General features: G+C 45.9%; 23 protein-coding genes and 1 pseudogene. 9 read left to right on the top strand and 15 right to left on the bottom strand.

The genetic code is table 11. The features are described from left to right. Positions 1-109 precede the first annotated feature (109 nt). Entirely contained in the window at positions 110-2,557 is a 2,448-nt protein-coding gene (locus tag QUA33_RS15990) for a bifunctional serine/threonine-protein kinase/ABC transporter substrate-binding protein (protein ID WP_333149423.1), read from the top strand. A gap of 36 nt (positions 2,558-2,593) precedes the next feature. On the opposite strand, the gene proC is transcribed toward QUA33_RS15990, so the two are convergent. The 8 genes and pseudogenes from proC to der form a co-directional block, all read right to left on the bottom strand. Then, positions 2,594-3,439, bottom strand: coding sequence for a pyrroline-5-carboxylate reductase (gene proC / locus QUA33_RS15985; RefSeq protein ID WP_333073056.1), 846 nt, complete (start codon positions 3,437-3,439; stop codon positions 2,594-2,596). Positions 3,440-3,645: 206 nt separating this feature from the next. Continuing rightward, positions 3,646-4,263: a cell division protein SepF gene (locus tag QUA33_RS15980; protein WP_333065646.1), complete on the bottom strand. Its 618-nt coding sequence runs from the start codon at positions 4,261-4,263 to the stop codon at positions 3,646-3,648. Between the two features lie 117 nt (positions 4,264-4,380). Next, the gene (locus QUA33_RS15975; protein WP_333149421.1) at positions 4,381-5,046 is read right to left on the bottom strand and encodes a YggS family pyridoxal phosphate-dependent enzyme; all 666 of its coding nucleotides are present in this window, start codon (positions 5,044-5,046) and stop codon (positions 4,381-4,383) included. A 72-nt stretch (positions 5,047-5,118) separates the two neighbouring features. After that, positions 5,119-5,388, bottom strand: a complete 270-nt coding sequence (gene pipX / locus QUA33_RS15970) for a transcriptional coactivator PipX (RefSeq protein ID WP_333058020.1) — start codon at positions 5,386-5,388, stop codon at positions 5,119-5,121. Positions 5,389-5,430: 42 nt separating this feature from the next. After that, on the bottom strand, positions 5,431-5,889 hold the full coding sequence (gene acpS, locus QUA33_RS15965) for a holo-ACP synthase (RefSeq protein ID WP_333149419.1): 459 nt from the start codon (positions 5,887-5,889) through the stop codon (positions 5,431-5,433). A gap of 497 nt (positions 5,890-6,386) precedes the next feature. Continuing rightward, positions 6,387-7,382 carry a CbiQ family ECF transporter T component gene (locus tag QUA33_RS15960; protein WP_333149417.1) on the bottom strand — a complete coding sequence of 332 codons (996 nt, stop codon included), beginning with the start codon at positions 7,380-7,382 and terminating at the stop codon, positions 6,387-6,389. Positions 7,383-7,560: 178 nt separating this feature from the next. Continuing rightward, positions 7,561-7,800: pseudogene (locus QUA33_RS15955) on the bottom strand (four helix bundle protein); the annotation flags it as partial. A gap of 231 nt (positions 7,801-8,031) precedes the next feature. After that, the gene (der, locus tag QUA33_RS15950) at positions 8,032-9,393 is read right to left on the bottom strand and encodes a ribosome biogenesis GTPase Der (protein ID WP_333065638.1); all 1,362 of its coding nucleotides are present in this window, start codon (positions 9,391-9,393) and stop codon (positions 8,032-8,034) included. Positions 9,394-9,749: 356 nt separating this feature from the next. On the opposite strand from der, the gene QUA33_RS15945 reads away from it, so the two are divergent. Next, positions 9,750-10,337, top strand: a complete 588-nt coding sequence (locus QUA33_RS15945) for an acireductone dioxygenase (RefSeq protein WP_333149415.1) — start codon at positions 9,750-9,752, stop codon at positions 10,335-10,337. Positions 10,338-10,429: 92 nt separating this feature from the next. Here QUA33_RS15945 and QUA33_RS15940 read toward each other — a convergent pair whose 3' ends face one another. The 4 genes from QUA33_RS15940 to QUA33_RS15925 form a co-directional block, all read right to left on the bottom strand. Then, the gene (locus QUA33_RS15940) at positions 10,430-11,248 is read right to left on the bottom strand and encodes a hypothetical protein (protein WP_333149413.1); all 819 of its coding nucleotides are present in this window, start codon (positions 11,246-11,248) and stop codon (positions 10,430-10,432) included. A 428-nt stretch (positions 11,249-11,676) separates the two neighbouring features. Continuing rightward, on the bottom strand, positions 11,677-12,150 hold the full coding sequence (locus QUA33_RS15935) for a DUF732 domain-containing protein (protein ID WP_333149411.1): 474 nt from the start codon (positions 12,148-12,150) through the stop codon (positions 11,677-11,679). A 209-nt stretch (positions 12,151-12,359) separates the two neighbouring features. Beyond that, positions 12,360-12,974 (bottom strand): cupin domain-containing protein, encoded by a 615-nt coding sequence (locus QUA33_RS15930; RefSeq protein WP_333149409.1) that lies wholly within the window; start codon positions 12,972-12,974, stop codon positions 12,360-12,362. 152 nt (positions 12,975-13,126) lie between these two features. Further along, positions 13,127-13,693, bottom strand: a complete 567-nt coding sequence (locus QUA33_RS15925; protein ID WP_333149408.1) for a sigma-70 family RNA polymerase sigma factor — start codon at positions 13,691-13,693, stop codon at positions 13,127-13,129. A 623-nt stretch (positions 13,694-14,316) separates the two neighbouring features. Between QUA33_RS15925 and QUA33_RS15920 the strand changes: the two genes are divergently transcribed. The 3 genes from QUA33_RS15920 (at position 14,317) to QUA33_RS15910 (ending at position 18,825) form a co-directional block, all read left to right on the top strand. After that, entirely contained in the window at positions 14,317-15,531 is a 1,215-nt protein-coding gene (locus QUA33_RS15920; protein ID WP_333098500.1) for a DUF4331 domain-containing protein, read from the top strand. Positions 15,532-15,654: 123 nt separating this feature from the next. Next, complete coding sequence (locus QUA33_RS15915; protein ID WP_333149407.1) at positions 15,655-17,061, top strand: tetratricopeptide repeat protein; 1,407 nt, start codon at positions 15,655-15,657, stop codon at positions 17,059-17,061. Positions 17,062-17,322: 261 nt separating this feature from the next. Then, entirely contained in the window at positions 17,323-18,825 is a 1,503-nt protein-coding gene (locus QUA33_RS15910; protein WP_333149406.1) for a HoxN/HupN/NixA family nickel/cobalt transporter, read from the top strand. A gap of 120 nt (positions 18,826-18,945) precedes the next feature. On the opposite strand, the gene QUA33_RS15905 is transcribed toward QUA33_RS15910, so the two are convergent. Continuing rightward, positions 18,946-19,383: a DUF6918 family protein gene (locus QUA33_RS15905; protein WP_333040283.1), complete on the bottom strand. Its 438-nt coding sequence runs from the start codon at positions 19,381-19,383 to the stop codon at positions 18,946-18,948. Between the two features lie 370 nt (positions 19,384-19,753). Next, positions 19,754-19,936 (bottom strand): hypothetical protein, encoded by a 183-nt coding sequence (locus QUA33_RS15900; RefSeq protein WP_333149405.1) that lies wholly within the window; start codon positions 19,934-19,936, stop codon positions 19,754-19,756. A 371-nt stretch (positions 19,937-20,307) separates the two neighbouring features. Between QUA33_RS15900 and QUA33_RS15895 the strand changes: the two genes are divergently transcribed. From QUA33_RS15895 to QUA33_RS15885, 3 genes are all read left to right on the top strand, one after another. Further along, positions 20,308-21,948, top strand: a complete 1,641-nt coding sequence (locus QUA33_RS15895) for a Ycf66 family protein (protein ID WP_333149404.1) — start codon at positions 20,308-20,310, stop codon at positions 21,946-21,948. 329 nt (positions 21,949-22,277) lie between these two features. Next, positions 22,278-23,744, top strand: coding sequence for a cobyric acid synthase CobQ (gene cobQ, locus QUA33_RS15890; RefSeq protein ID WP_333149403.1), 1,467 nt, complete (start codon positions 22,278-22,280; stop codon positions 23,742-23,744). A gap of 61 nt (positions 23,745-23,805) precedes the next feature. Then, on the top strand, positions 23,806-24,042 hold the full coding sequence (locus tag QUA33_RS15885) for a 2Fe-2S iron-sulfur cluster-binding protein (protein ID WP_006634188.1): 237 nt from the start codon (positions 23,806-23,808) through the stop codon (positions 24,040-24,042). Between the two features lie 51 nt (positions 24,043-24,093). Here QUA33_RS15885 and QUA33_RS15880 read toward each other — a convergent pair whose 3' ends face one another. Further along, positions 24,094-25,428 (bottom strand): hypothetical protein, encoded by a 1,335-nt coding sequence (locus QUA33_RS15880; protein ID WP_333149402.1) that lies wholly within the window; start codon positions 25,426-25,428, stop codon positions 24,094-24,096. Positions 25,429-25,524: 96 nt separating this feature from the next. Between QUA33_RS15880 and QUA33_RS15875 the strand changes: the two genes are divergently transcribed. Next, positions 25,525-25,986 (top strand): SDR family NAD(P)-dependent oxidoreductase, encoded by a 462-nt coding sequence (locus tag QUA33_RS15875; RefSeq protein ID WP_333149401.1) that lies wholly within the window; start codon positions 25,525-25,527, stop codon positions 25,984-25,986. Positions 25,987-26,055: the final 69 nt, after the last annotated feature.

Here is a 26,055-nt window from a genome sequence, read left to right as displayed (position 1 = left end):
CTGATTGATTCAATTTTCTTGCGTTAGCCGCCCTCGCTCGCGGTACATGAACCGCCAGAGGGCGGCGTTACATACTCGTGAGTAAACTATATAAACCAGTTCCCGCCCGATGGTAAAATCAACGTCAACGAGTGCAGCCAGTCGGGGAATCGGAGAATTTATGTGCCTAAAAACAGGGGATATTCTGCGCGATCGCTACCGAATTATCGCTAAATTAGGTGAGGGAGGGTTTGCTAAAACCTATACGGCTAACGACGCTTTGGGCAGCCCTGAAAATCCCCTGTGCGTCGTCAAGGAAATTCCGCCGCCTCAATCTAATGATGGGCGGCTGTTGGAGGAAGCACAACAGCAATTTGAACAAGAAGCTAAAACCCTGAAGTATCTCGATAAGTGTCCGCATATTCCCCAGTTAATCGATCGCTTTCTGGAAAATGGAAAATTTTACTTAATTCAAGAATACATCGACGGAAATCCGCTCAACAAAGAACTCGTTTCAGGCAGACAGTTTCAGGAGTCAGCAGTTATTGATTTATTGCTGGACATTTTGTCAGTTTTAGAGTGCGTACACTCTCAAGGTATTATTCACCGAGATATTAAACCGTCAAACTTAATCCGGCGCAAGCTTGACGGCAAAATTGTGTTAATTGACTTTGGGGCAGTAAAAGCGATCGGCACTTTGGCGATCGAGAACGGTCAAATAACTCAAACTCGCGTCATCGGTACTGAGGGTTATATGCCGGCGGAACAGTGGAAAAATCAGCCCCGATTTAACAGCGATATCTATGCTGCGGGAATCATCGGCATTCAAGCGATCGCAGGTTTAGATATTGCAGATTTTTTCAACCATCAAAAAACTGGCGAACTCGTCTGGCATTACTCCACTGACGATCGCCCGATGGTACAAATTAGCGACAAGCTAAAAAAAGTTTTAAATAAGATGGTGCGCTACCACTTTAACGATCGCTATCAATCCGCTGCTGAAGTGTTACAGGATTTGCGAGCGCTAACAGGATTGCATTCACCACCACCGAAACGCAGGCTGTTTTCTCGATCGATCTTTGGTTTGTTACCATTGGCAGTTGCGGGAATGACAGCGGGACTGGCAGCCCCTATTTTTTTACGCACAATTACACCTAAAACTTGTCCTTTAATGCAAGGAGATGCTTTGAGTTGCGGCGAAGAAATCCTCGTCAAAACTTCTTCACCTCGGTTAAAGCAAAAGGGAGTTGAGGAATTTGCCCAATCAAATTATCAATCTGCTTTTGATTTATTCAAAAAATCCTGGAACGAAGAAGACAGCATCGATCCCGAAACTTTAATTTACATGAACAATGCTTTGCTGAAGGCTAAAAATGCTGATTATTACACAATTGCTGTTGCGGTTCCCATCCTGAGAACTCAGGATGGTTCTGTAATTAATGCAGATTCGGCAAAAGAAATTTTGCGCGGCGTGGCCCAAGCCCAAACACAAGTTAATTTAGGATTAAGCGCTGCTAATGAGAGGAATAACAGCTTTCCCGGTCAAAGCTTTCTCGACGCCAAAGCTATTAACGAAAAAGGTCTGAGAGTCATCATTGCTGACGATGCGAATCTCAAAACAGAGGCAATTAAAACAGCAAATGCACTGGTTAAACAGCCGGATATTTTAGGGGTAGTAGGTCATTATGCCAGTGAAATTACCCTATCAGCGATAGATATTTATGACCAAAATAATCTGGTGCTGATTTCTCCTGGAAGCACAACGGAAGAACTGACAGAAAAGCATCGAAAAATTTTCTTTCGCACATCCTATTCGAGTCGGTTTGCAGCTCAAAGTTTAGCAAATTATCTGCGGTCAGTAGGTAAAAATCAAGCAACAGTTTTATACAATCCCGGCAGTTCGTCGGGTTCTTATTTTACACAAGCATTCAAAAGGCAGTTTCAAGATGACAAAAAAGGAAAAATAGTCAGAACTCGCGACTTCGATTTATCGAAAAATGAATTTAACGCCCAAACAGCTTTAAATGAAATTCAGCGGACAGGAGAAACAGCGATCGTGTTATCTCCAGACGGTCAAATTACCAATTCATTAAATAACGCGATCGCAATGGTTAAAGCCAACCGCGATCGCAATTGGATAGCCGGAATTTGGGTACTCTACAAGTGGAGAACTTTGGAAGCCGTATCCCAGTTAAAATCTTTTGAAAAACTAATCGTGTCTGTCCCCTGGCATCCCTTAAGCAGTGTTAATAAAAAATTTCCTCAACAGGCTAAAAAGTTGTGGGGAGGAACGGTAAATACCGATACCGCCTTAGCTTACGATGCAACTATTGCACTGATTAAGGCAATGGAAATGCAGCAGCAGCCCAGCCGCGAAGGAATGCAAAAAACGCTTTCTCTTCCGAATTTTATTGTGGAAGGAGGAACAGGAACTATTCAGTTTGGAAAGAATGGCGATCGCAAAAATCCCCCCAGCGAATTGGTGCATATTGTCAAGTGTCGAAAAGAACAATTCGGTGTAGCTTTTGTTCCCGTCAAGTATCCGACAGCAAAAGCGGCAGGTTTAAAGTGCGATTGAACTCATTTTTGATTGTTTCTGTGCGTCATTCCAGACTTATTTCCCTAATTCTTGAGAACGCAAAGAAGCTGCTTTCACTGCTTCGATCAGTGCCGAACGAAAGCCGTTACTCTCTAATTTAGCAATTCCGGCAATAGTTGTGCCACCGGGACTCGTAACTCGATCTTTCAATTCTGCAGGGTGCATTCCTGTTTCTTGCAACAGTTTCGCTGTACCGAATACTGTTTGCAAAGCTAATTGAGAGGCGATCGCCCGCGGCAAACCTGCACAAACCCCCCCATCTGTCAAGGCCTCTATCAAAATTGCTACATAACCAGGCCCGGAACCCGAAAGCCCAGTCACCGCATCGAGCATACTCTCAGGTACTTCTACCACTTCTCCTACGGCCTGAAAGATGCGCTTTACTAATTCTAAATCAGCCGGTTGCACGAGTTTTCCCGGAGCGATCGCGCTCATTCCCGCCCCCACCGTCGCCGGAGTATTCGGCATCACCCGCAGCACTCCCCGCCCGGGAAAAGCTGGTTCGAGCTTGCTCAGTGGCACTCCTGCCAAAATCGACACTACCAGCGCTTCTGGCTGGGAATTAGCCGTTTCTCCATTATTTCCCTGTTTGCGATCGCCTGCCACGGCCAATTCCAAAGCTACGGTATCAAAAACTTGCGGTTTAATCGCCAAAAACAGCACTTCTGTAGCTGCAGCAACTTCTAGATTGCTGGCTGTTGTTCCAATCCCGTATTTGTTAGTCAAAAACTCGCGGCGCTTTACCCCTGGCTCGCTCACCAATATTTCTGAAGGCAAATAAACTTTTTGTGCAATTAAGCGGGATAAAAGAGCTTCTCCCATTACCCCGCCGCCGATCGTACCAAATTTTATGTTAGTCATTAGTCATTAGTCACTTGTCACTTTTGAGTTATCAGTTGTCAGTTGTCAGTTGTCAGTTGTCATGGGTTACTTAGTTGTTAGCTAATGTTATTAATCCGCAGTGTTTATTCCACAGTTATTAGTTGTTAACTATTGACTACTGATTACTAACTACTGACTACTGACTACTGACTGCTCACCACTGTCAACTGACTACTAACTACTAACTACTGAGCGATGGGAGCTTGTTCTGCCGGCCAGACTGTCGGTGCAGGAGCAGCAGCACGAGGCCGTCCTTGAGCAGGAGGCACTTCGTGAACCACACCAGACTGAGTTCTCACCTGCACGCAGCTAGGCGTAAACAAGAAAATACTTTCGCCAATTCGCTCTTGATGACCGTCAAGGGCATAAGTACCGCCCGCCACAAAGTCCACAGCTCTTTGCGCTTGGTCTGGGTCCATCACCGTCAGGTTCAAAACCACAGACTTCCGTTCCTTAAGAGCTCGAATTGCTGCCGGCATCTCTTCAAAAGTGCGCGGCTCCATTACTACTACTTCCGAAATCCCGTTCATAGCTCCAGGCATTCCTATCACGTTATTCATTACTGACCCTACTCCGCCGGTTGGTGCAACGACATCCATACCTGTCGATCCTACTACTGACCGCTCCCGCATTCTACGATTTTGACGACGTTCTTCTTCGGCTGCTGCGACGGCAGCGGCGTTGGGTTCAGGCGCTTGGTAGAAGTTCTGATAGCGCTCCCCTTCCGTTTCGTCGTACACGTCATCGTACTCAGGCTCATTGTTGATGCCTACAAAATCTCGCAGTTTAGAAAAAATATTCATGATTTACGCTCCTTCACGACTTTGCTGCCCCGACTATACTCGCGTTGCGCGTTAGTCGCGGGTGGCTGACTATTCTATATTTAACCCAAATTGTCTTTATCAGAAGATTTCAATTACTTATCCCCTCCTAGAGCCAAATAAGGTTTGTCCTAGCCGTACCATAGTAGCACCTGCTTGAATTGCCAAATGATAATCTCCCGACATCCCCATCGAGAGCTGCTGCATTTGAATGCAGGGCAAGTTTTGCTGCTGGATTTTCTGTGCAAGTTCGCGGGTGCTGTTAAATAATTCTAGGATTTGCGAGTCATCTAATCCCAGCGGAGGAATTGTCATCAAACCTTGAATTTTGATATGCTGACATTTGTTGAGTTCTGGAAGGTCGGCAAGCAGTTCTGGAACGCTCCAGCCGTATTTGTCCGGGTCGGGCAACATTTTGACTTGCAGGCAGACTTGGGGAGAACAGGACATTTCCCCCGCCAAGCGCGAAAGTCGCTGAGCGATTTTTAAATTGTCGAGAGAGTGAATCCACTGGAAATGCTCTAGGGCTTTGGCGGCTTTGTTGGCTTGCAAGTGGCCGATCAAGTGCCAGTTGATATCCGGTAAATCTTGCAGTTGGCTTTGTTTTTCGGCAGCCTCTTGAACCTTACTCTCGCCAAAATCCCGGATACCGGCGTCGTATGCTTCGCGGATAGCATCAGTCGGTACCTGTTTGGTAACGGCAATTAACCGCACTGATTCGGGCAAGTGTTGGCGAATGCTGTGAATTCGAGAGGCAATGGTCATGGGTACTCAGCGCTCTTGACGGGAGGGAAGGAAAATTAAGACAGTTACCAATTACCAAATTACTGGTTTTCGCTATTGAAACGTGCGCTGGTGAATGGTTTGCAATTGGTCGTACTCGTGATATTGACCGCTGCGACGCAGGGTTCTCAGGCGAATTTCGACCATGAGGCGAGCGTCGGATCGGCTGATTGGTTCAAACCTCAGCCCGCCAGGGCCGTTTGTCACCAAAAAAAACAGGCGCTGGGCGTATAGGGTGGTAAATAATTCTTGGCTGTCTTCAACCTGGGATACCCTGAAGAGGAGGCCAAAGTTTGGATGATTCAGGTAAGTTTCGGTAGTCATTCACGCTCACAATCGATCAATTTTAGATTAAAGATTTAGATTTTAGATTTTAGTTTCGCTCGATCGCCCGACGGCGTTGTTTGACGGCGGGATACAAAGAGCGATAGCCGTAGCCGTGCAATAGTCTCCGTCGTGGCTGAGGCTCAATTGCCACTGGCAATTTCCCCAAACAGAGGCTTGTGCTGCTGCGGTTCCGTGGAGTTGCACGTTGGGAGCACCGTTTTCGGAGCGCCGAATTTCCACATCTGCATACCGTATTCCTCGCCATCCCGTCCCTAGAGCTTTGACAACGGCTTCTTTTGCTGCCCAGCGCCCTGCTAGTTGGTTGCAGGAAACTCGATTCATTTTACCTTTAATGCTGCTGTGTTGAGAATTTAGTGACCTACAATCCCTTTGTTCGGCGGGCGTGTAAACTTTTTCGAGGAAGCGATCGCCAAACCGGTCTAATGCGGATTGTATGCGCGGAACATATACGATATCTGTCCCAAGATAGATGTTCAAGGTCTTGGTTCTCTAAATATTTGTCTCCATTACTTTAGCAGGACTGTCGCGCACCAGACAAAACTTACTCAAATGTCAATACGCTTGGGTTAAGGAAAATTGTAGCGAAAATGTTGGGTTTCGTTCCTCAACCAAACCTACGCACGATCGGTTTTTTTAGCACTAACCCAAGCGTATTGACTCAAATGTAGGCCCGTGCTTCAAAGCCCGCTCGAATCTTTCCTTCCCAATTCTTCAATCTCAAATCTAATCAATCTAAAATCTAAAAACTAAAATCTAAAATCGCAACATCTGTCCCAAGATAGATGTTCAAGGTCTTGGTTCTCTAAATATTTGTCTCCATTACTTTAGCAGGACTGTCGCGCACCAGACAAAACTTACTCAAATGTTGGCCTGTACTCCCAACGACGAGCTTCATCAGTCATTCCCAATTCTTCAATCTCAAATCTAATCAATCAATCAATCAATCTAAAATCTAAAATCTAAAATCTAAAATCTCAACTGTCCCAACCCCAAACCAAGCGGGCGCTCCAGAGGAGGAGCAAGCAGCCGAGGGCGATCCAGTCTCGGATTTTCAATTGCAACTGGTGCCATTCTACACGGTGTCGATCGGGACTGGTGAAGCCACGAACTTTCATGGCGCTGGCTATTTGTTCAGCTCGCAGGAGCAAGTTTTCTAACAGTCGCTCGGCTATCATCAACCAAACTTGAGCGGCGCGGCGAAATCCTAGTTTTTTCCAGTTTATGGCTCTAGTGCTGACCGATCGCACTAAATTTTGTATTTCTTCCAATACTAGGGGAATGAATCGCAAAGATAAAGTTAATGTTAAGGCTATTTCGGTAACAGGCCAGTTCAAGCGGCGCAGCGGCTGCATTAAGTTTTCTATAGCAGCGGTGATTTCTTCGCTTGCTGTGGTGAGAAGGTAGAGGTTGGTGCTGTAAATTACTGTAAAAAATAGGGTGCTGACGTTGATAGCTAAATCTAGGGATTTGCGGGTGATTTTAATCGGGCCTTGTTTGAATAAAACGTAACGGTAGTTTGTGGGTTGCGGGAGTTGATTTGGGCTTTGGGCTTTGGAATTGGGAATTGGGGAGTTTGAGCCTAAATTAAAAGGTTTGTACCAGGGTTTTGGTTGGGGCGGGGGTGGAAGAGTTGCGGGCTGTTGGGAAAATGTTAATTCGTCGGCGGGGATGCGGGGCTGGTGCTCTGAGGGGAGTCCGTCGGGGGCGATCGCGCTGAGGCAAAATACTAAAATGCAGAATAGCAGCAGCATTCCCATTTGCTGTTTCCACACCCGCAAGGGAATTGCTGCAGTTAGTGTCAGTACGATTAACATTCCTACTAGCATCAAGCGCCAGATGGGATTGGCGAGTATTGGCGCAATCAGAAATGTCATCAACCAGGCTAGTTTTACGCGGGAGTCTAGCCGGTGAAGCCAGGTTACGGGTTGTTCTAGATAAAGTCCAATAGGGAGCGATCGAAGTAAATCCATCTTGATATTTTAGATTTTAGATTTTAGATTTTAGATTGGGGATTGTTTGATTGGGGATTGTTTGATTGTTTGATTGTTTGATTGGGGATTGTTTGATTGTTTAATTTATGATTCTTTGATTGAGGGTTGGGATTCTTTGATTTTAACTTGGCAATTTTTGTGGAAATTTGAGATTTTTTTATTTGCGATTTGCTGTTGGGTTTTTAGCAATTAAAGTTTTGATGGAGGCAACTGTCATCGCTAAAATTTCATTTGTTTCTGACATGATACTCCTAAAACTAGCGACCTCTACTAATTTAGCTTCAACTATCAGCTCCATCCAGTAAAGACATTCATCTGCTTCTTCTTCCACTATTCTGAGTTTGGCAATTAAGTCTGCTGTTGACCTAGCGCGACAAGCTGCTCGATAGTTAGCCCCGACAGAAGTTCCTCAACGAATTAACTGCTTGCCAATTACCTCAGAAACGGTATTTTTGGGCAGTGAACTTACTAACTTAATCACTCTTAATGCTAGCTGCTTCGTTCTTTGTTTAAACTCTTGTTCGTTCATCGGATATTTAGATTTTAGATTAAAAAATTTGCTGTAATTGGCAAGCGATTATATCATATAACCGCCTTTTTTCTTCAATCTAAAATCTAAAATCTAAAATTACTTGACGCGCAGTGCTCTGTTTGTTGTACTCATTTCTGTGGCACGAACTTTTTTGCCTCTCCAAAGTAGTCGCATTGGTGTACCGGTAAAGCCTAGGTGTTTGCGGAATTGGCTTTCCATGTAGCGGCGGTAATTTTCGGTGAAGCGTTTGGGATCGTTGACAAATAGGGCGATTGTCGGTGGCTGCGATCGCACTTGAGTACCGTAATAGATTTTGCCTTGTTTTCCTTGGCGGGTAACTGGGGCTGAGTGCCAGCTTGTGGCTTCTTCTATGACTTCGTTAATCACGGCGGTAGTGACGCGGCGCTTGTGTTCGTCGGAGGCTTTGTCTACTAATTCAATGATTTTTTCAACTCGCTGTCCAGTCATGGCGCTAACAAAAATCATTTCTGCCCAGTCGAGGAAATAAAGTCTGGTTCTTACTTCTCTTTCGTACTCGTAGATGGTGTCGGAGTCTTTTTCTACGGCATCCCATTTGTTGACGACTATGATGCAAGCGCGACCTTCTTGGCTGATGCGATCGGCTAATTTTTGGTCTTGATCCGTAACCCCGTCAATTGCGTCAATTACTAGCAGTATAACGTTGGCGCGGCGGATGGCTTTGAAAGCGCGGTTGATGCCGAAAAATTCTGCACCGTATTCAACGTTTTTCTTTTTGCGAATTCCTGCGGTGTCAATCAGGCGGTAGGTTTGACCGTTGCGTTCTACTAAGGTGTCGATCGCGTCGCGGGTTGTGCCGGAAATCGGGCTGACTATGGCGCGATTTTCTCCGAGAAATGCGTTTAACAAACTCGATTTGCCGACGTTGGGACGACCGATAATGGCTACTTTAATTTCCTCAACTTCTGGTAATACTTCTGTGGGAAGGTAAGTAATTAATTTGTCAAGCAATTCACCGGTGCCGTTGCCGTGAATGCCTGAAATTGGGTAAGGTTCTCCCAGTCCCAATTGCCAAAAGTCTGCTGCTTGGGTGAGTCCTGTATTTTCCGATTCGCACTTGTTGACGGCGAGAATGACGGGGACTTTTTGCAGTCGCAGCCAAGATGCGATCGCTTCGTCGCCACCGGTGAGTCCGGTTTTTCCGTCTACTACGAAAATGGCTGCGCTGGCTTCTGCGAGGGCCGCCATTGCTTGTTCGCGAATTAAAGGCAGAAATTCTGTTTCGTCGTCGAATACTAGCCCGCCGGTATCTACGACTTGATATTCTCGATCGCCCCAGTATGCTGGTCTGTAAGTGCGATCGCGCGTGATTCCTGGTTCGTCGTGGACGATCGCGTCTTGGGTGTTGGCTAAACGGTTGACGATCGTCGATTTGCCTACATTGGGGCGTCCAATAATAGCAACTATAGGTAGAGACATAAAAGTAGCAGCAATTAGGCTGCGCCGTAATTTTGAGGTTTAGTCTTGTATTGTAAGCTAATCTGACCGGAATTTTATAGATTGAGCCTGTGTTTCTGTCTTTTCATGCTGTAGGTGCTGTTTTACCGATCGCCCGTTTAAACATCGAACCCTAAAAAATAGCCACAGCCTATGGATCTGCATTCCCAGCCCGACTCTGAGAATTAGAAATAAAACTTAAATAACTCAACAAATCATCTCATGTGTGGTAATTCTTTGATGATTGTGAAGGTAGATATAGGATTTTAGCGATCGGCTATTATTGGAAATAAGCAGGAGTTTAGTTTTTGACGAAAGCTTAAAACAGCAGCTTAAAAATGGAAACTAAATTTCCCTCAAAGCTCAACACATTAGGTGGTAATATGGCTGTTCTGCAACTAGAAGACGGTAGAACATATACGGATATCCGGGCGATTGCGAGTCAACTGGCAGTTTTAAATATTGAGATCGAGTCCCTGCCCACAAACGAAAATCCGGCGTTTCAAGAACTGCTCGTTCAAGACATTCTCAATGTTACAGAAAAACAGCAGATTCTCGCAGCCTTTAATAGCGAGTTTGAACAGTTCAAGCGCGCCAGCGGATATCGGTGGTGCGACTTAAAAGTGCTGCATCCAGGTTCGCAGCAGATTTACGCGCTGATGACTCAAAGCGATCGCACTCACACCCACACAGATGCAGAAGTTCTTCACATTTTAGCTGGGGAATGCGTTTTTGGGTTTGTGTATTCTAACGGCTCTCAGGTACAATTAATGCTGCAAGCTGAAGAATACATTAAAGTGCCGGCGAATACCGAACATTGGTTTTATCTCACTCCGTCGCTGTACTTGAAAGCCTTGCAGTATTACACCACTGCTCAAGGCTGGGTTCCTCAGTATACTAACAGGAAACTAAAAATTAAAAACTAAATTTAGGGTGCGCCGAAGCGCACCTTCCTCTATCAAAAGAGGCAATTGAAATGGCAACTAGACCAACAAAATCTCTCTCTAAGAGACTAAGATTAAATGATCTCTGCTTCATTAGGTGTGGCCATTTCAATTTCTTCGCAACGCTGCAAAAGTGCTTCTATTTCCTGAGCTAAAAAAATTACTTCCGGCCAAGAAGAACCGTTAATTAAATCTTGAGCGTGAGCTAATTTGTTTCTCAATGCTTCTGCTGACTTTAAAAAACGCTCCCCGTAGCGTTTGGATTTGAGCCCCAGCCGATCGACTATTTCAGCAGAAGTCAGGATTAAATCTCGCTTGTCGCAGAATTGCAGGTAATCAATTAAGTCAATTGCTTCATTTCGCGATCGCCCCAATTCCCAAAGGTGTTTTGCTGCTAAAATGCGATCGCCTTTCAGCAATTTCTGCCAAGAATCTTGGGGAAAATAAATCCGCACGATCCGCAATAAATTCATTTCCAAAAGCGTCACTAATCCAAACAGCAGCATCCGAACCGGTGCTTTTTGCAAATCGCCACAGGTAACAATCCCGTCGATCCTGTTGCTTTCCAATACAAATAATCTCGGTTTTTCTCGCAGCAGCGGCAGCAATTCCATCAAAGGAGTGGCGGCGGCGATTAATTGTGAGGGGTGAAAAATTTGCTGGTAGTCGCTGCACTTGCCTTTACCTAAGTGCGATCGTTCTACATAGCCGCAAACCGTGCCGTTTTCTTCGATACCGAGCACGTCAAAATCGCGGGCCTCCATCCACGATCGCAATTTGGCTGCGTCTTCGCAAGCGGGGACAGCTTTCAGCGGTTCCGCGAGGTATTTAACTGTAATGCTGTCTTTGAATAAATCCCGCAAGTCGGCGGAACTTGATTTTAAATGTTTCATCTCATGTCTGGTAATTTCATGGATCGTTGCGCGACAAGAGGACAATTAATATTGTAACTGCAACTAAAGACGCCGTATTAGCGTGGGAGAATCTCAGTTTTGTAAAAAGCGTTTTTTAGGAGTGCGATCGTCCTTGCACTCCTGTAAAATCCAAACTGAGATGCAGCCTTACCCAAGGCGTGTCAACAAACACGTTAAACCCTCAGTCTCGCAGCGCTTGAAACCCCTACCTCAAAGCGAAAGTCCTCTTGCATAGGACTGAGAAAAATACTTTTAAACTTATTCTTATTAGTCCTCTTCAGAGGACTTTAGCTATGAGACAGGGAATTCATTCCCTGGCGGAATGCCGGGTGAACGGGAGGAATGGCGGACTAAAAGCTTAAGTTGACACTAATATGCCTTACCATGTCCCTACAGATTTCATGATATTACTTACTGGCTAATTCCGGGCAATAATGATTGGCGGCAAGGGTGGTAATAATATCGGCATCGGCGAGAAAACTTTCTTTGAGACTTGGATTGTCGATACTGGCAGCTTGCCCGATCGCTCTTAATTTAACTTCCGGCAGAGAAACTCCAGATTTTGCTTCCGCACACATTCTTTTAGCGGCCGCAATTTTTTGACCGGGCGCCCTTTGGATTGCTTGCAGTAAATTGTCCGTTGCTTCGGGAGAGTAGCTTTTTGCTAAGCGTTTGTAGTCTTCGAGAAATTTCCCATCGTTTCCTGTCAGCTTAATGTCGGATTCTTGAGGCGAACACAACAAATTTAAGTTAATTACTTCGCCCGCTGAATTAACAAGAAAACATCCTTCGCGTTCTTGGGCGATCGCGCTTTGGTTGCTGGGTACAAATTGTATAATAACGGCAGACAGAACAGCAGTTAAACAGGAGTGTTTTAGCATGGGAATTACGTGATATATTGGGAATTTTTAACCGCATAATGCGGAGCAATATGGCGTTATTGAGTTAGAGCGTGTCCGGTAAATTAACCGAAATACTTGGAAAGGCTAGTTTCAGCAACCCTCTATAATTTCTACTAAAAATCGGCATACATAAACCAGCCCCGACTAAGCGAAAAGAAATCATTGCAGGGAAATCAACCGACATAATATCAGACGAACATTTCGTTGTCTAGGGAAGTTTTCATTAACAGCAAACATCCCCCTCGTGTGAGGGGCGAATGTGTGGAACCGGGAACCGATCGAATGTAGTCGCCTTGATGGCAAATTTCCCCTTCTACAATTAAGTCTCCTTCTAATACAAGCACTTCCTCCGAGGCAGCGTGTCGGTGCAGGGGAAATGTTACTCCAGGTTCTAGTCGCATCAAGCAGGTAAGTTCGCGCTTTTTTTTGTCAATGTAAAGCTTGCCGAACGAAACTCCCGGAACTTTATAAGATTTCCATTTGACCTCGTGCGATCGCACGATTAAAGAGGGAGCATTGTTTTCCGTTGGGGAGGTCACAATGGGCTTTAAATTGACTGATTCTGTCGGGGTTGGCTGCTGTTCGGCTATGCGCTGGAACAGGCGGTTTTTGAGGTCGGGTGCGACGGGCACTGGCGGGGCTGTGTAGGCGATCGCGGCAATTGTTGATTCCAAAGCTGCTAATTCACTTGTAAGTTCTGCGGACTCTTTCAATTTCTCTGCAAATGCGCCGCGTTCTGACTCGTCGAGGGTATCGAGAGCTTGAAGGGCTGCAAGGATTTTATATTCCTCGTCTGGCATCATTTCCATCTGTTTTGCGCCATTAATTAAGTAATTCAGCCTAAGTTGATTTTAACTTTTAGATTGGTGTGCTACCCTCGCACTCAAGATGGATGATTGGAGATACCATAATTTTAGATAGATGTTAAACAAATTAAATTTTGTTTTTTGACTATCTAAAATTCTTCGCTCAAAGCTTGACGCAATTTGGAAATACCCAACCGAATTCTGGTTTTGATTGTACCTGTCGGGATACCAGTTTTAGTTGAGATCGCCGTGCAAGTCAGCCCTTGGTAGTAGGCGAGTTCGATCGCCTCTTGCTGTTCCTTTGGCAGTTTTTCTAAGGCTGCTTTGACTTGTTCGCTGCGTTCTTTAAACATTGCATCTTCCATCGGTTCTGCAACGCTAGAGATGGGTATCTTCGCATCTTCCAGACAAGCTTCAGCAGCCCGGACTGTTCGCTGCATCGCTCGCAGGCGATCGAGGGAACGACTGCGCGTAAGCATGAACAACCAGGTATCTGCTCGACTGCGAGAAGGATCGTAAGTTGCTGCTTTTTGCCAAATTTGGGAAAAAACATCGAGTACAACTTCTTCAGCTTCTTCTACCGAACCCAGAATTTTGTAAGCGAGAGCGTAACTTGGGCGACCGTAGCGATCGTAAAGTTTAGCTAATGCCGTTTGGTCTTTCTGGGCAATCTGCACTAAAAGCAGCGATTCATCGCCTGACTTCTGGCCTGTCATTTCAGTGTACCCAAAATTTTTGTTTTGACGGCACAGATCCAAAATTAAAATTTCGGCGTATATCACTACAGAACATAATTGTAAGTTTGAAGTCTGAGGTACAACCTGGAGTATGCCTTTTCAGGCTAATTTTGTCGTGCTTTGAATTTTCAAAATCCCAAGTTATCTTGAATTTTACCACCTGATTAGTAATTTTTTTGAGACTTAACAATCCGCTTGATGCAGAAAGAAGAAATGCGCTCAGCCTGAACAGTCAAACCAGGGTCATTTAATCGTTCCTAAGCTTGGGAATGCTCGCTGCCAAGCAGAGCCTGGGAACCCATACAAGCGATGCTCTGGTTCCACTAGATCGAATGAGGCTCTGTCTCGGATCGGGCATTCCCAAGCAGAGTCCGGGAACGAGTAAATCCTCAATAACGCACTTTTTTACATAAATTAATCTGGCAGCACAGATCCAAAATTGCCAAACCTTCGTATACCACCAATAGGAGAAGGCTCAGCAACAGCGCAAAAACGCCACAGGTTGACAGATTTCAACCTGTTGCTACAAAAGTAAAACCCGCGACTGCGGGGTATTTGCCATTGATTTGTGCAAAAAATTCATTGAAATAAAGGTGCTAATTGTGAAGCTCACGAAAAAAATTCGCCGAACCATACTAGCTATTGAAGTAGCTCTAATTGCTCTATTAACTCCAGGGATAATTGTCGCTTCCGACCACGACGACGGCGAAGTAGATATCAAAGGTCGCGCTGTAAATTTAACTGACCTGTACGTATATCGCGAAAAAGACCAAAACTCCGGTGCTGCGGACGGGGATTTAGTATTTACCATGAATTCAAATCCCAGGTCTGTTGCCCGTTATCAATATTATTTCAGCACTACAGCCCTCTACCAATTTCACATCACCCAGGTAGGTGACGTGAATTCTACACCTACTGGACGCTCTGATATTATCTTGCGGTTTGCCTTCAGTCCGCCTAACAATCAAGGTATGCAAGCGGTAGCTGTAACGGTTGTTCGCGGTGGCTCGGAGACAACTACTAAGACTACAGTTAACGGCGGGTTAATTGCCACAACTCCGCTGAATTCTAATGCTGTTTTGAATACAGTACCTGTGGGCGGTTCTAACTTGACTGTATTTGCCGGTTTGCGGGAAGACCCGTTTTTCTTTGATGTGGAACAATTTTTCCGAGTCCGCGCTGGGGCTTTAGGAACGGGGCCGAAAGTAGGTTTCAAGCAACCCAACCAAGCTATCGACTTTACTAAAGGTTACAACGTCAATACAATTGCCGTGCGCGTTCCGAAAGCGTTTTTGCAAGCAGGAACTGGGGCGAATACTTTTGATGTTTGGTCAACAGTTTCGATTCGCGATGGAGCTGGCGGTTTCAAACAATTCGAGCGTTTGGCGAGACCTGCAATTAATGAGGGTTTGATAGTTACTCCCGCTTATCTGGAAGCATTCAATAATATTCCTCCGAGATCGGATTTGAGCGCTGCTGCTGCTCCGGTGCGCCAGGAAGCTGTTGCTACCCTGAATGCTGTGGATCTTTTGGACGGCAAGGATAACGTCGATCCAAATGCGATCGCTGGAGCTTTCTTACCCGATATCATGCGGATCGATACCACAAAAACCAGCGGCTACGCTAGCGCTACAAATGCTCAAGGAAGTTTGATCGGAGGTCGTATGCTGATGGACGACGTTATTGATATCACTCTGGGAGCTTTGGTGGGTTCTCCGGTTGGCGATAACGTTTCATATAACGGAACTCCGGGAAATCCGGCTCAGGGACACAAACCTTTAGAACCGAATTTTCCTTATTTGGCTTTGCCTAATTAGTTATTGGTTAGTTGTTATTGGTTATTGGTTAGTTGTTATTGGCTAATAACTAATAACCAATAACCACGCAACTTTATAGAATTTGAATGTTTTACCGCAGATGAAGGCGATGAACGCAGATATATGAAAACAAAAATAGGACAAGGAATAAAATCGGATGTTTTCGGGTGGTGGCTGCTGATAGTAGTTCCTGTAGTGGGTATTTTTGTTATTAATTTGCTGCCTAATTGGCGTTTGATTTCGGATATGTTTTCTGAAACAATTCCGGCGGATCTTGATGCTAATTACCGCTATCATTTCTCGGAAAGCTTGAGAAGTAATCCGAATCAAAAGGAAGCAATTGAGCAAGAGATTGCTTTTTACCAGCAGCGATTGGCTGTTGATTCCCGCAGCGGTTTGAACCGGGCGGCGCTGGCGGGATCTTATTTGAAAATGGCTCGCGCTACTGGGGAGGGAGGTTGGTTTTTATTGGCAGAACAAGCGGCTCAAAGGTCGATCGCCGATTTGCCTTTTGACAACAAAGGTGCGCTGTTAGTTTTAGCTCGAATTGCCGAGGCCAGACATGATTTTGCTACTGCTTTGCGCTTTGCTAAACAGGTGGGTTCTGACAATGAAGATGCGATCGCCCTTTCAGTTACATCTCACTTAGCCACGGGTAAAGTGAGCGAGGCAAATGCAGCCGCAGAAGCCTTAGTTAACCGGATTCCCAATTTGGGTTCTCTCACTTTAAGAGCTTTAGTGAGAGAGTCTCAGGGCCGAGATGCTGAGGTTTTGCAGGATTACCGCCAAGCAATGGCGGCGGAGGAACCGGGAGAGGTTGCTGGTTCGGCGCGGGCCCGATCGCTCTTGGGTCGATTTTACGCGCGTCGCGGGCAGTTTGTGCAGGCGAAAGCGCTGTTTTTGGAGGCGCTGCGGTTGGTGCCGCGATACCCGCTGGCGCTGATTTATTTGGCGGATTTGGAGACGCGGCAGGGCAATTATCGGGAGGCGGAAGGCTATTACAGGAAGGTTTCGGCCTATTCTGGCGGAGTTGCGACTGTGTTCGATCGCATTGTCGATCGCGGTATGGCGAGAGTTAAAGAGTTCGAGGGAGATGCGATCGAATCCCGGCGACTTCGGGACAAAGCAGAAGCTGGGCTGCGACAGGAACAGGTTTCTGGATCTACCGGTTTTGGCCACCGCAGGGATTTGGCAACTTTGCTGCTGGAAAAAGGTCGATCGCAGGATGTTGCGGAAGCGCTGGCGTTAATGCAGGAGGAGGTGAAAATTCGGCGGGATGCGGTGACGCTGGATACTTTGGCTTGGGCGCTTTCGAGTGCTGGGGAATGGCAAAAGGCCGATCGAGTGATGGCCGAAATAATACGATCGGGGATTCGCGATGCGGGGATGTTTTACCGGGCTGGTGCGATCGCTCGGACTTTAGGTAAAGATACCGAATCTCGCGCTTATTTTCAAAAGTCCAAGGAAATTGACCCGAGTTTTGACGATCGATCCCGCCAAGCATTGGGCTTGGGAAGTTATGAATTTTGAGATTAACTAATAGCAGCCATCCTGCCAAGTTCGCTATTCCGTCAATCCGCCAGGGGTTGAAACCCCTGGCTAAAAGCTTAAGTCCTCTTGCATAGAACTAAAAGATTTCAATAAAAAGTAGAAAATCTTTTAGTCGGTTTCAACCGACTTTCGCTATGAGACGGGGATTTCAATCCCCGGCGGGCTTGCGGGTAAGCGCGCCGGAAAAATCACAACACCAACAAATAATTCATCCGAAAATTACTAACAAAACAGGTATTTATGCAGTACAAACTTAACCGAATATCAAAATTATTCATCCTATTTTTTCTAACACTTTCATTCTCACTAACAACCTCAACCAGACCAGTTTACTCGCACTGGTCAGACTTATCCGTAGCAGAAATAGTAGTCAACGATTTGCAAACCGAAATAACATTAACATTCCCAACCGGTTTAACAAACTTCGCCGACGACAATCGAGACAGCCAGCTACAACCTGCTGAAGTTCGCAGCCACAAAACACAGCTAGAAAAGTTTTTCAGCCAACAAATCCGCCTCACCAACAGTAGCAACATTCAAGGCACCATAGCAGTAAAACCGCTAGAAATAGCAGCTAAAACCGCCAGCTTAATCCAGCAGCCGAATACCCACAGCACCTTAATCTTAAACTACACCTGGCCCGCACCTTCTCAAGATAAAACCCCCCGTTTACCTGACTCAATTTCCATCTCCAAACCAGAGAAATTGCGTATTAATTACAATCTGTTTTTGCCCGAAGTTCCGACAGCTAGCTGCCAAGCTACGATTGTACAAGCCGGTGCTGTAAAAAGCTTTGTATTTACGCCGCAAAACCGGGAGTTTTTGTTAGCAGGAAAGGAATCTATCTGGGATTCAGGTTGGAGTTTGCTGCTCGCAGTAGCGGGAGCATTTGCTTGGGGATGCGTGCACGCGATGTCGCCCGGACACGGAAAAACTATAGTCGGCGCTTATTTAGTGGGTTCGCGGGCTACTCCGATACACGCTTTATTTCTAGCAGCGACGACTACAATTACTCACACGGCCGGCGTGTTTGCTGTGGGCGGAATTACTTTGTTTGCTTCTAACTTGATCGACCCCGAAAAATTAGATCCTTGGCTGAGTTTAATCTCTGGTTTATTAGTAGCCTTAATCGGGTTTAACTTACTCTTATCAAAAATTAAGACTAGGTTGGTAGTGAGGACTGAAGTTCTCAAAAAAATCAAGACTAAAATTTTTAATAAAAACTGGTTTTTAAGGAGTAAAGTCTTTACTGCGGAATGTGAAGAACCAGTGAATCTTTTGAGTAGAGGAAGTTGGGAGCGAGAATTCAAGCCTGTCAAACCCGATATATCTCACCACTACCACCATCACGGAGACGGCCGGATTCATTCGCATTTGCCTCCCGGTGCTGACGGTTCTGCTATTACTTGGAAAAGCTTATTGGCGTTGGGAATTTCCGGCGGTTTGTTGCCTTGTCCTTCCGCTTTGGTGATGCTGTTGAGCGCGTCGGCTTTGGGCAATGTTGGTTTGGGAATGACGCTGGTGGTAGCCTTTAGTTTGGGATTGGCTTTGGTGCTGAGTGCGATCGGATTGATTTTAGTTTATGCCAAACGTAGTTTTAATAAACTGCCAAAACAGATAACAGCAGTCAAATTTCTGCCGGCGATTAGTGCGATGTTTGTAACGTTTTTGGGGTTGGGAATTACCGGACAGGCGATGTTGAAAATATTTGCTGCAAATCAGTGGGTAATTGGCAATGGATAAGCATAAAATTAGGACTCTTTCTCCTAACTGCAAACTTACGAATAAGTCTGCTTGTAGATACCCGATTTCTGGAAGAATCCGGGTATCTGGGTATCCTGTTTTTTAGCCGTTGCTCACTTATCAGGCCGCACTATGTTTATTAATAATTTGGGCTAAATCCGGTACTCCCTTTTCTACGTAAGTCTTAGCTGAGGGGCGGAGTTTGGCATAGGCGCCTTTAACCATCCCTCTTGTGCTTTTCTCGACCCTTTTGTCACTTATCTGGAGCAATTCGTCTGCTACTTCACCTTTTCTTTGAGCAAAATATTCGACTGGGTTGCCATTGTTTACGGCTTCAGTCCACATCGGATCGAGTGCGATCGAGATTTCTGGCAGAAGTTGATCGACGACTTGGGCGCAATAGTCAGCCCGTATCCCCTTGACAGTAGAGTAGGCAGCTTTAAGAGCCATACCACCCAATCCTGACGCTGCAGCAACTTGTTGGTCTATCAACTTTACACAGTCATCAACAAAAGTTTCTCTGTGGTTTTCATTCAAGAGAATATCGCTAAGTCCCATTTTCACTTTCCTTGATTTAATAGTCAATGTGCTTATTAGCTTTAAGCTCAATCTGACATCATATATCTATTTTGAGTCTTTACTCAAGGTTTCCCAAGTTTTTTAAGGTTTAAATGTGTCTATGACACAACCTAATGTTGAGATTTGTTTAGTATGTTATGGGAATTAATGTTCTATCTGCTACTAATTATTTGCCTAGGGTTTGTAGTAAGGGCTTGAGTCCTTATTAGGTGATATTAATGAGGACTAAAGCCCTGACTGCAAACTGATGAGTTGTGAACAGTCACATAAAAAAGAGAACAGCTAGAAAAAAATATTAGAAAGGCTCTGCCTAAGTCCGATCGCACTTGCAGGTATCTTGCAACTATCATTACGATTGGACGTTCGGCTTGAGGGCCGCAGGTACTGCAACGATGGGAAGTTTCTGGGTTTGAGCCGGGCGATCGCTCGATCGCAATACCAAATTTTTCGGTAACGGCGCGGAAGTGCTTAGTCCGGGAAATATGTGAAGCGATAAGGTTAAGCCGGCCGCTAATAATAGTTTTTCTAACATGGCATTGTCTCCCATACATACGCCCTAGGGCATAATTCCTCTTACACCTACAACATATAAACATCCTCAGTCCCTTGGTGCGATCGCACGGGCATAGTTAAGTGACATCTATCACCACTGATAAGGGGGTGATGGGGATAGGGGGTGTGGGGATGGGGGGTGATGGGCAGTAGGCAAGTGGGGGAGAGTGGGAAATCTTTCATCGCACTTCTGGCGTCAACATCCGTTGAACGTGTTAAATTCCTTACACTGGTTCGTTGGCAAACTTCCCTACAAATCAAGAATTGTCCTAGAGAAAGAAGCCGTTGAGTCTCTCTCAAAGGTAGAATTAGCGCGTAGAAGTTATTTGACACAGCGGAGGTACCGACAAGATGCTTGCATACATTCTGGCGTTGGCGGTCGGTCTAGGCAGCTTCAGTATTTACATGGCGGCATTCTTTTTTCCAGAAGTGCACCGCAAAAGTGATTTTACCTGGAGCGGGGTAGGGCTTTTTTATGCGTTAATTTTATGGGCTTGTGCGGGACGAATCACTGGTGCTCTCCTGCTTGGTCAAATGGCGGGTGTGGCGATGTTGGGCTGGTTTGCCTGGGAAACTCTGACTTTGCGCCGGCAGGTGACGCCCGTTGCTGAGCAAACGCCGATTCCTCAGTCGGCGAATTTGGCGGCAGCAGGCGTGCCGTTTGCTGGCTTGTTTGCCAAGAAAAAAGAACCAGCAGCAGCGGCGAAAAAACCTAAGTTTGTTCGATCGCCCAAACCGAAAACTGATGTGGTTCCAGCACCCATTCTGGATAAGGGCGAGGTAAAGCTAGAGGAACAGCCGGCGATTTCCCCCATAGCTGAAAGTATTGCTGAAAGTGCGCTCGACGAGGCAACTGCAGAAAGTGCGATCGCCCCTGACTTGAAAATTCCCGACTCGAAACCACCTGCAATTGCAGAAATACCAGTGTTTTCAGTCGAAACTCCTGCTGCTGAGACTTCACAACCCCTAACAGAATCAGCAGCCAGCAGTTTCACTCCTCCACCTCTACCTCTAGAAATTTCAGAAATAGCCGTTGCACCAAGTGTGGAGCCAGCAGAGGCTCAGCCAGAGCCTCAACAGCAGCCAGAAGTCGATGATTTTGACGAGGAAACAGAATGGAGGGCAGCCGTTAAAGAGTCGCAGGCGGCAGCGGCAGCGGCGGCGGCCCCAACTCCTCCTACTCCTCCTAAACCAGCTAAAAAATCCGGCGGTTTCGGAAGTCTGTTCGGCAATTTCAAAAATAGTCTCGGCGGTATGTTGGGACTCGGTGCGGGTAAAAACAAGTCTGATGTAACTCCCCAGACGCCAAAACCTTCAGCGACTCCAGAATCGATCGTACCTGAATCTAAAATAACGGCAACTCCTGCACCGGGTATCGACCAAATTCTCGAATCCGAATTAGCCCAGGCGGCTGCGGAAGTGGCAGCCGAAAGTAGCAACACTGTTGTGGAAACAAGCCCAGGAGTGCCGTTTCCCAACGATGTTGAAGCAATGGCATTTTTGATGGCAACAGAAACCGCGAGTTCTGACAAAATAGGGGAAACTCCGATCGAAGATCGATCGTCCGCTGAAATCCAGACACCGCTGGCTGCGGTTGGTGAAGCGGAAGCAGCAGCAGGCGTACTAGAAGCAGAAGCCCCTGCTGTATCTCAGGAAACCCAGACACCGCTGGCTGCGGTTGGTGAACCGGAAGCAGCAGCAGGCGTACCGGAAGCAGAAGCCCCTGCAGTATCGATAGAAATGACTGTGGTGGAAATGGCAGAGCCTGTAGAGATAGAAGTACCGGGAGAACCTGGGTTGAGCGTGCAGGTGGAAACGGTTTCAGTATCAGTGATCTCGATCGAATCTACAGGTGAAGAACTCTCTTCTGAGGCAGAAAAAACTGAATTGAGTCCCCCGAATCACCCCGATCCGAATCTAGTCGAAACTGCTAAACCGGCCACTGAATCCAAGTCTGAGAAGGTATCCGGCGAAGATCAACCGTCATCTTGAGGCAGAAAGTAAAAGGTAGAAACCAGAATTTTTTTTATTCTGCCTTCTGCCTTCTTACTTTTTACTTCTTACTTTTTACTTCTGCCCTCTTCCTTCACGCTTGACTTCAGTCCTCAACATCGATCGGTTAAATCCGTTATATCCGTTATATCATTTCCGGTTGCATCGGAATAATAAAATCGAGTCAACAGTTAACACTCAACCATTTAGTTTGTAGACGCCGAGTCAACAGTTAACACTCAACAATCAACAATCACGGACGGTGCAACCGGAATAGATATTAAATCCTTTACACGGCGCGTTGCCGAACTTCCTTCTCCCTTAATATTATGAAAGCAATTATGGTCGTGGGAACAACATCTCACGCAGGGAAATCTTTACTCGTGGCAGCTTTGTGTCGAATCTTTGCTCGGCGAGGCTGGCGGGTAACTCCGTTTAAAGGTCAGAATATGGCGCTGAATTCCTATGTCACAGCCGCCGGTGGAGAAATTGGTTACGCTCAAGCAGTGCAAGCTTGGGCTGCGCGCGTCGCACCTTTGGTAGAAATGAATCCGATTTTGCTCAAGCCACAAGGAGACATGACTTCTCAATTGATTGTCAAGGGCCGGGCGATCGCTAATGTGCGAGCATCTCAATATTATGAACAGTATTTCGATATCGGCTGGCAAGCTATTCGGGAATCTTTAGAATCTCTCTGCCAAGAATTTGACATGATTGTGTGTGAGGGAGCCGGTAGCCCTGCTGAGATTAATCTCAAACACCGCGATTTAACAAATATGCGGGTAGCTAAATATTTAAAGGCTCGAACTTTGCTAGTAGTTGATATCGATCGGGGCGGTGCTTTTGCTCACATCATCGGTACTTTGGAATTGCTAGATCCCGACGAACGAGCTTTAATTAAAGGATTCATTATTAATAAGTTCCGAGGACAAAAATCGATCTTAGATCCGGGCCTGACTTGGCTAGAAGAAAGGACGGGAATCCCGGTAGTTGGGGTGATTCCTTGGATAGACGAAGTGTTTCCCTCAGAAGATTCTCTCGATTTGCTCGATCGGCGTTCCCCCAATTCTCAAACCGACATCAATATTTCGGTCATCCGCCTGCCCCGAATTTCCAATTTTACCGACTTTGACCCCCTAGAGTCGGAAACTAGCGTCACAGTCAAATATGTCAGCCCAAAAGACCAGTTAGGCCATCCAGACGCCGTGATTTTACCAGGCTCTAAAACGACAATTGCCGATTTGCAGGTGCTGCGCCAAACAGGTATGGCAAAAGCTATTCAAAATTATTTAATAGCTGGCGGTACAGTCATGGGAGTTTGCGGTGGCTTTCAGATGCTGGGACAAAGTATCACCGATAAAGAAGGCATTGAGGGAGAAAAGGGAGAATTCCCAGGATTGGGATTGCTGCCTTTGAAAACTGCGATGGCACCGAACAAAATTGCGCGCCAACGAATCGTAACATCTAACTATCCTCAACCGGGTTTGCCAGTTTTCGGTTACGAAATTCATCAAGGAAAAACGCAAATCCTAGAGTCAGATTTGACTCAACCGTTATTTGACGATGCTAGTTTAGGCATTGTCAATACTTCTCAATCTATTTGGGGTACATACCTGCACGGCATCTTTGACAACGGAGCTTGGCGGCGAGCTTGGTTAAATCACTTGCGGCAGCAGCGGGGACTCCGCGCATTGCCTACAGGTATTCCTAATTACCGAGAACACCGAGAAGCTCTGTTAGACTCTCTAGCAGATACCGTGGAAAAGCACTTAGATATAAGGCATATTTTAGGTTAATTAGTTGACTGTGGGCTGTTGACTGTTGATTATTGTTTGTTAGATTTGAGGTTCAAATTCAATGACAAAAGTTTGTTTTTTACCTGATAACGTGACAGTTGAAGCTGAACCGGGAGAGCTTTTATTAGATGTAGCCAAACGTGCAGGGGTTTCTATTCCTACTGGCTGCCTCATGGGTTCTTGTCACGCTTGCGAAGTAGAAATTGATGGCGGAGATACGATTTGTGCTTGTATTTCCGGCATCCCTTCGGGGAAAAAGCAAGTGACAATTAATCTGTATGTTGACCCGACTTGGTAATTTGTTAGTTGACGGTTGACGGTTGACCGTTGACTGACAACTGACAACTGACTAATTTTTTTGCCATTCTTGCTGTTTCTTGCGAGCAGATTGCAGCCATTTTTGGGATTCGGGATAAACAGTGGTTCCGGGTTTGACAGATTCTAATTGATTGATAATTTGTTGCAACTGGCTGAGGGAATAACCGGGATTTTGAGAATTCACATCTTTTTGCAAGTTTGCCAACAAGCTTTTAGCTTCTTGCAAAGCTGTTGCAGAATCTTTTTCTGCTTCCAGTCTAATCTGGGTAATTCCTAAATTTTTTTGATATTCAGCAAGTTTAGTTTGAGCGTCGAGATAACCAGGGTTATCGACAGAAATCAATTTTAGTCGGTTAATTCCTTCTTGCCACAATTCTGCTATTTGCTCCCACTGTGCGGCGGGATGGGGAGGTTTTTGGGAGGCGACGGCGGCGGAGAGAGCAAATTCTTTAGCAGCTTCAATTAAGTTGTCAGCCTGCAAAGAACCGGTGGCGACGCCGCCCATTGCTTGAAAGTCTCTTTCTGCTGCTTTGAGTGTTTTCTTAGCCGTTTCTCCCGCGAGGGTTTCAGCGGGAATTTGATTGAGTTGGTCGATCGCACTTTGCCAATTTACCGTCGCTTTTTGTCTATCCGCAGCAGTTTTGGCTTGCTGATACTGCTGTTTCGCCGCCTTTAGCGTTTGTTCGACTTGATTTAACTGAGTAAAAGCATTTTTTTGCTGGAAAATCTGAGCCTCCATCCGCCCCACATTTTTGCGGGCGGCTTCAAATTCATCGAGTGTAAACCGCCAACGGCACCTAAAAAAAGAGCAGTACCTCTTTGGGTAATAGCCGAGGAACCACACCGGCAAGGCGTCGAGGTGTTTTTGCGCCTCTTTTGCTTTTATTTCGCCCAAGTCAAAATCTGCGACAGCCGTCGCTTTATTCACCAGTTGATCGGATTGTTCCACAAGGGCGATCGCCTGCCGGTAATTGTGATCCATACTCATAAAACTCGGCAGCAATAATATCGGCATTGTTTTCGCCACGGGCCAGCGAATCATGGGAAAAGGTAGGTTAAGCAGCCAAATTATCCCCGCAGCACTTCCCAGCAAACTCCCAGCAAAGATAATTTTACCGAACAATCCCGGCGGGCGGTTGGCTTTGACGGCAGCTTTGAGAACTTGTTCGCTGAAGTTGGGAAATTCGTCTTTGAAGGTATCGCGGATTTCTTCTCTTGACGCGAAAGTGCCGTTTTGCGATCGCAATTTCTCCAACCGCTTGATTACCATCCGTCGGTAAACTTCACCCCCTAGACTATCAGCCGCCGCGCACTTGTCAACTTCGGCCCGCAAAATTTCAAAAGCTCGATCGGTAAGACGCGCCATAAAACTCACCTATTCCCTTTTAATTATTTTACAGGTTCCAGTCAAAATAATTGTTAAAATATATAAAGTTTATATCAAATAATCCGAATTAAGTTCATGCCCACTGCTTTAATCACCGGTGCTTCTGGCGGAATTGGTGCAGCCTTTGCCGCCGAATTAGCCAAACGCCAGCACAATCTAATCTTGGTAGCTCGTTCCGAAGACAAATTGCAACAGCTAGCTGCTCAACTGCAACAGGAGTTCAATATTTTGGTCGAAATTATCGTTCAAGATTTGACGGCACCAGGAGCCATAAATACTGTATTTGACGCGGTTGTTAAAAAAGGTTGGACGGTTGATTTGTTGGTGAATAATGCGGGTTTTGGCGATTACGGTGCTTTTGCCGATCGCCCGCTTGCGAAACAACTAACAATGGTGCAACTAAATATTGTAGCATTAGTTGAACTTTCGCACTTATTTTTGCAGGGAATGCGGCAGCGAAAATCAGGAAGTATTATCAATGTTGCCTCCATCGCAGCTTTTCAACCGATGCCGTACTTGTCGATGTATGCAGGGTAAGCTCATCTAATTTGGTATAAATTGTACTTGACAAAAAGCCGCCAATAGGCTCTATATCTGTGCACCGAA

The sequence above is a fragment of the Microcoleus sp. Pol14D4 genome (assembly GCF_036701245.1).
In the GTDB taxonomy this organism is placed as follows: domain Bacteria; phylum Cyanobacteriota; class Cyanobacteriia; order Cyanobacteriales; family Microcoleaceae; genus Microcoleus.
Note: the sequence above shows the minus strand (reverse complement) of the source record. Positions and strands in the feature narration are given on the sequence as shown.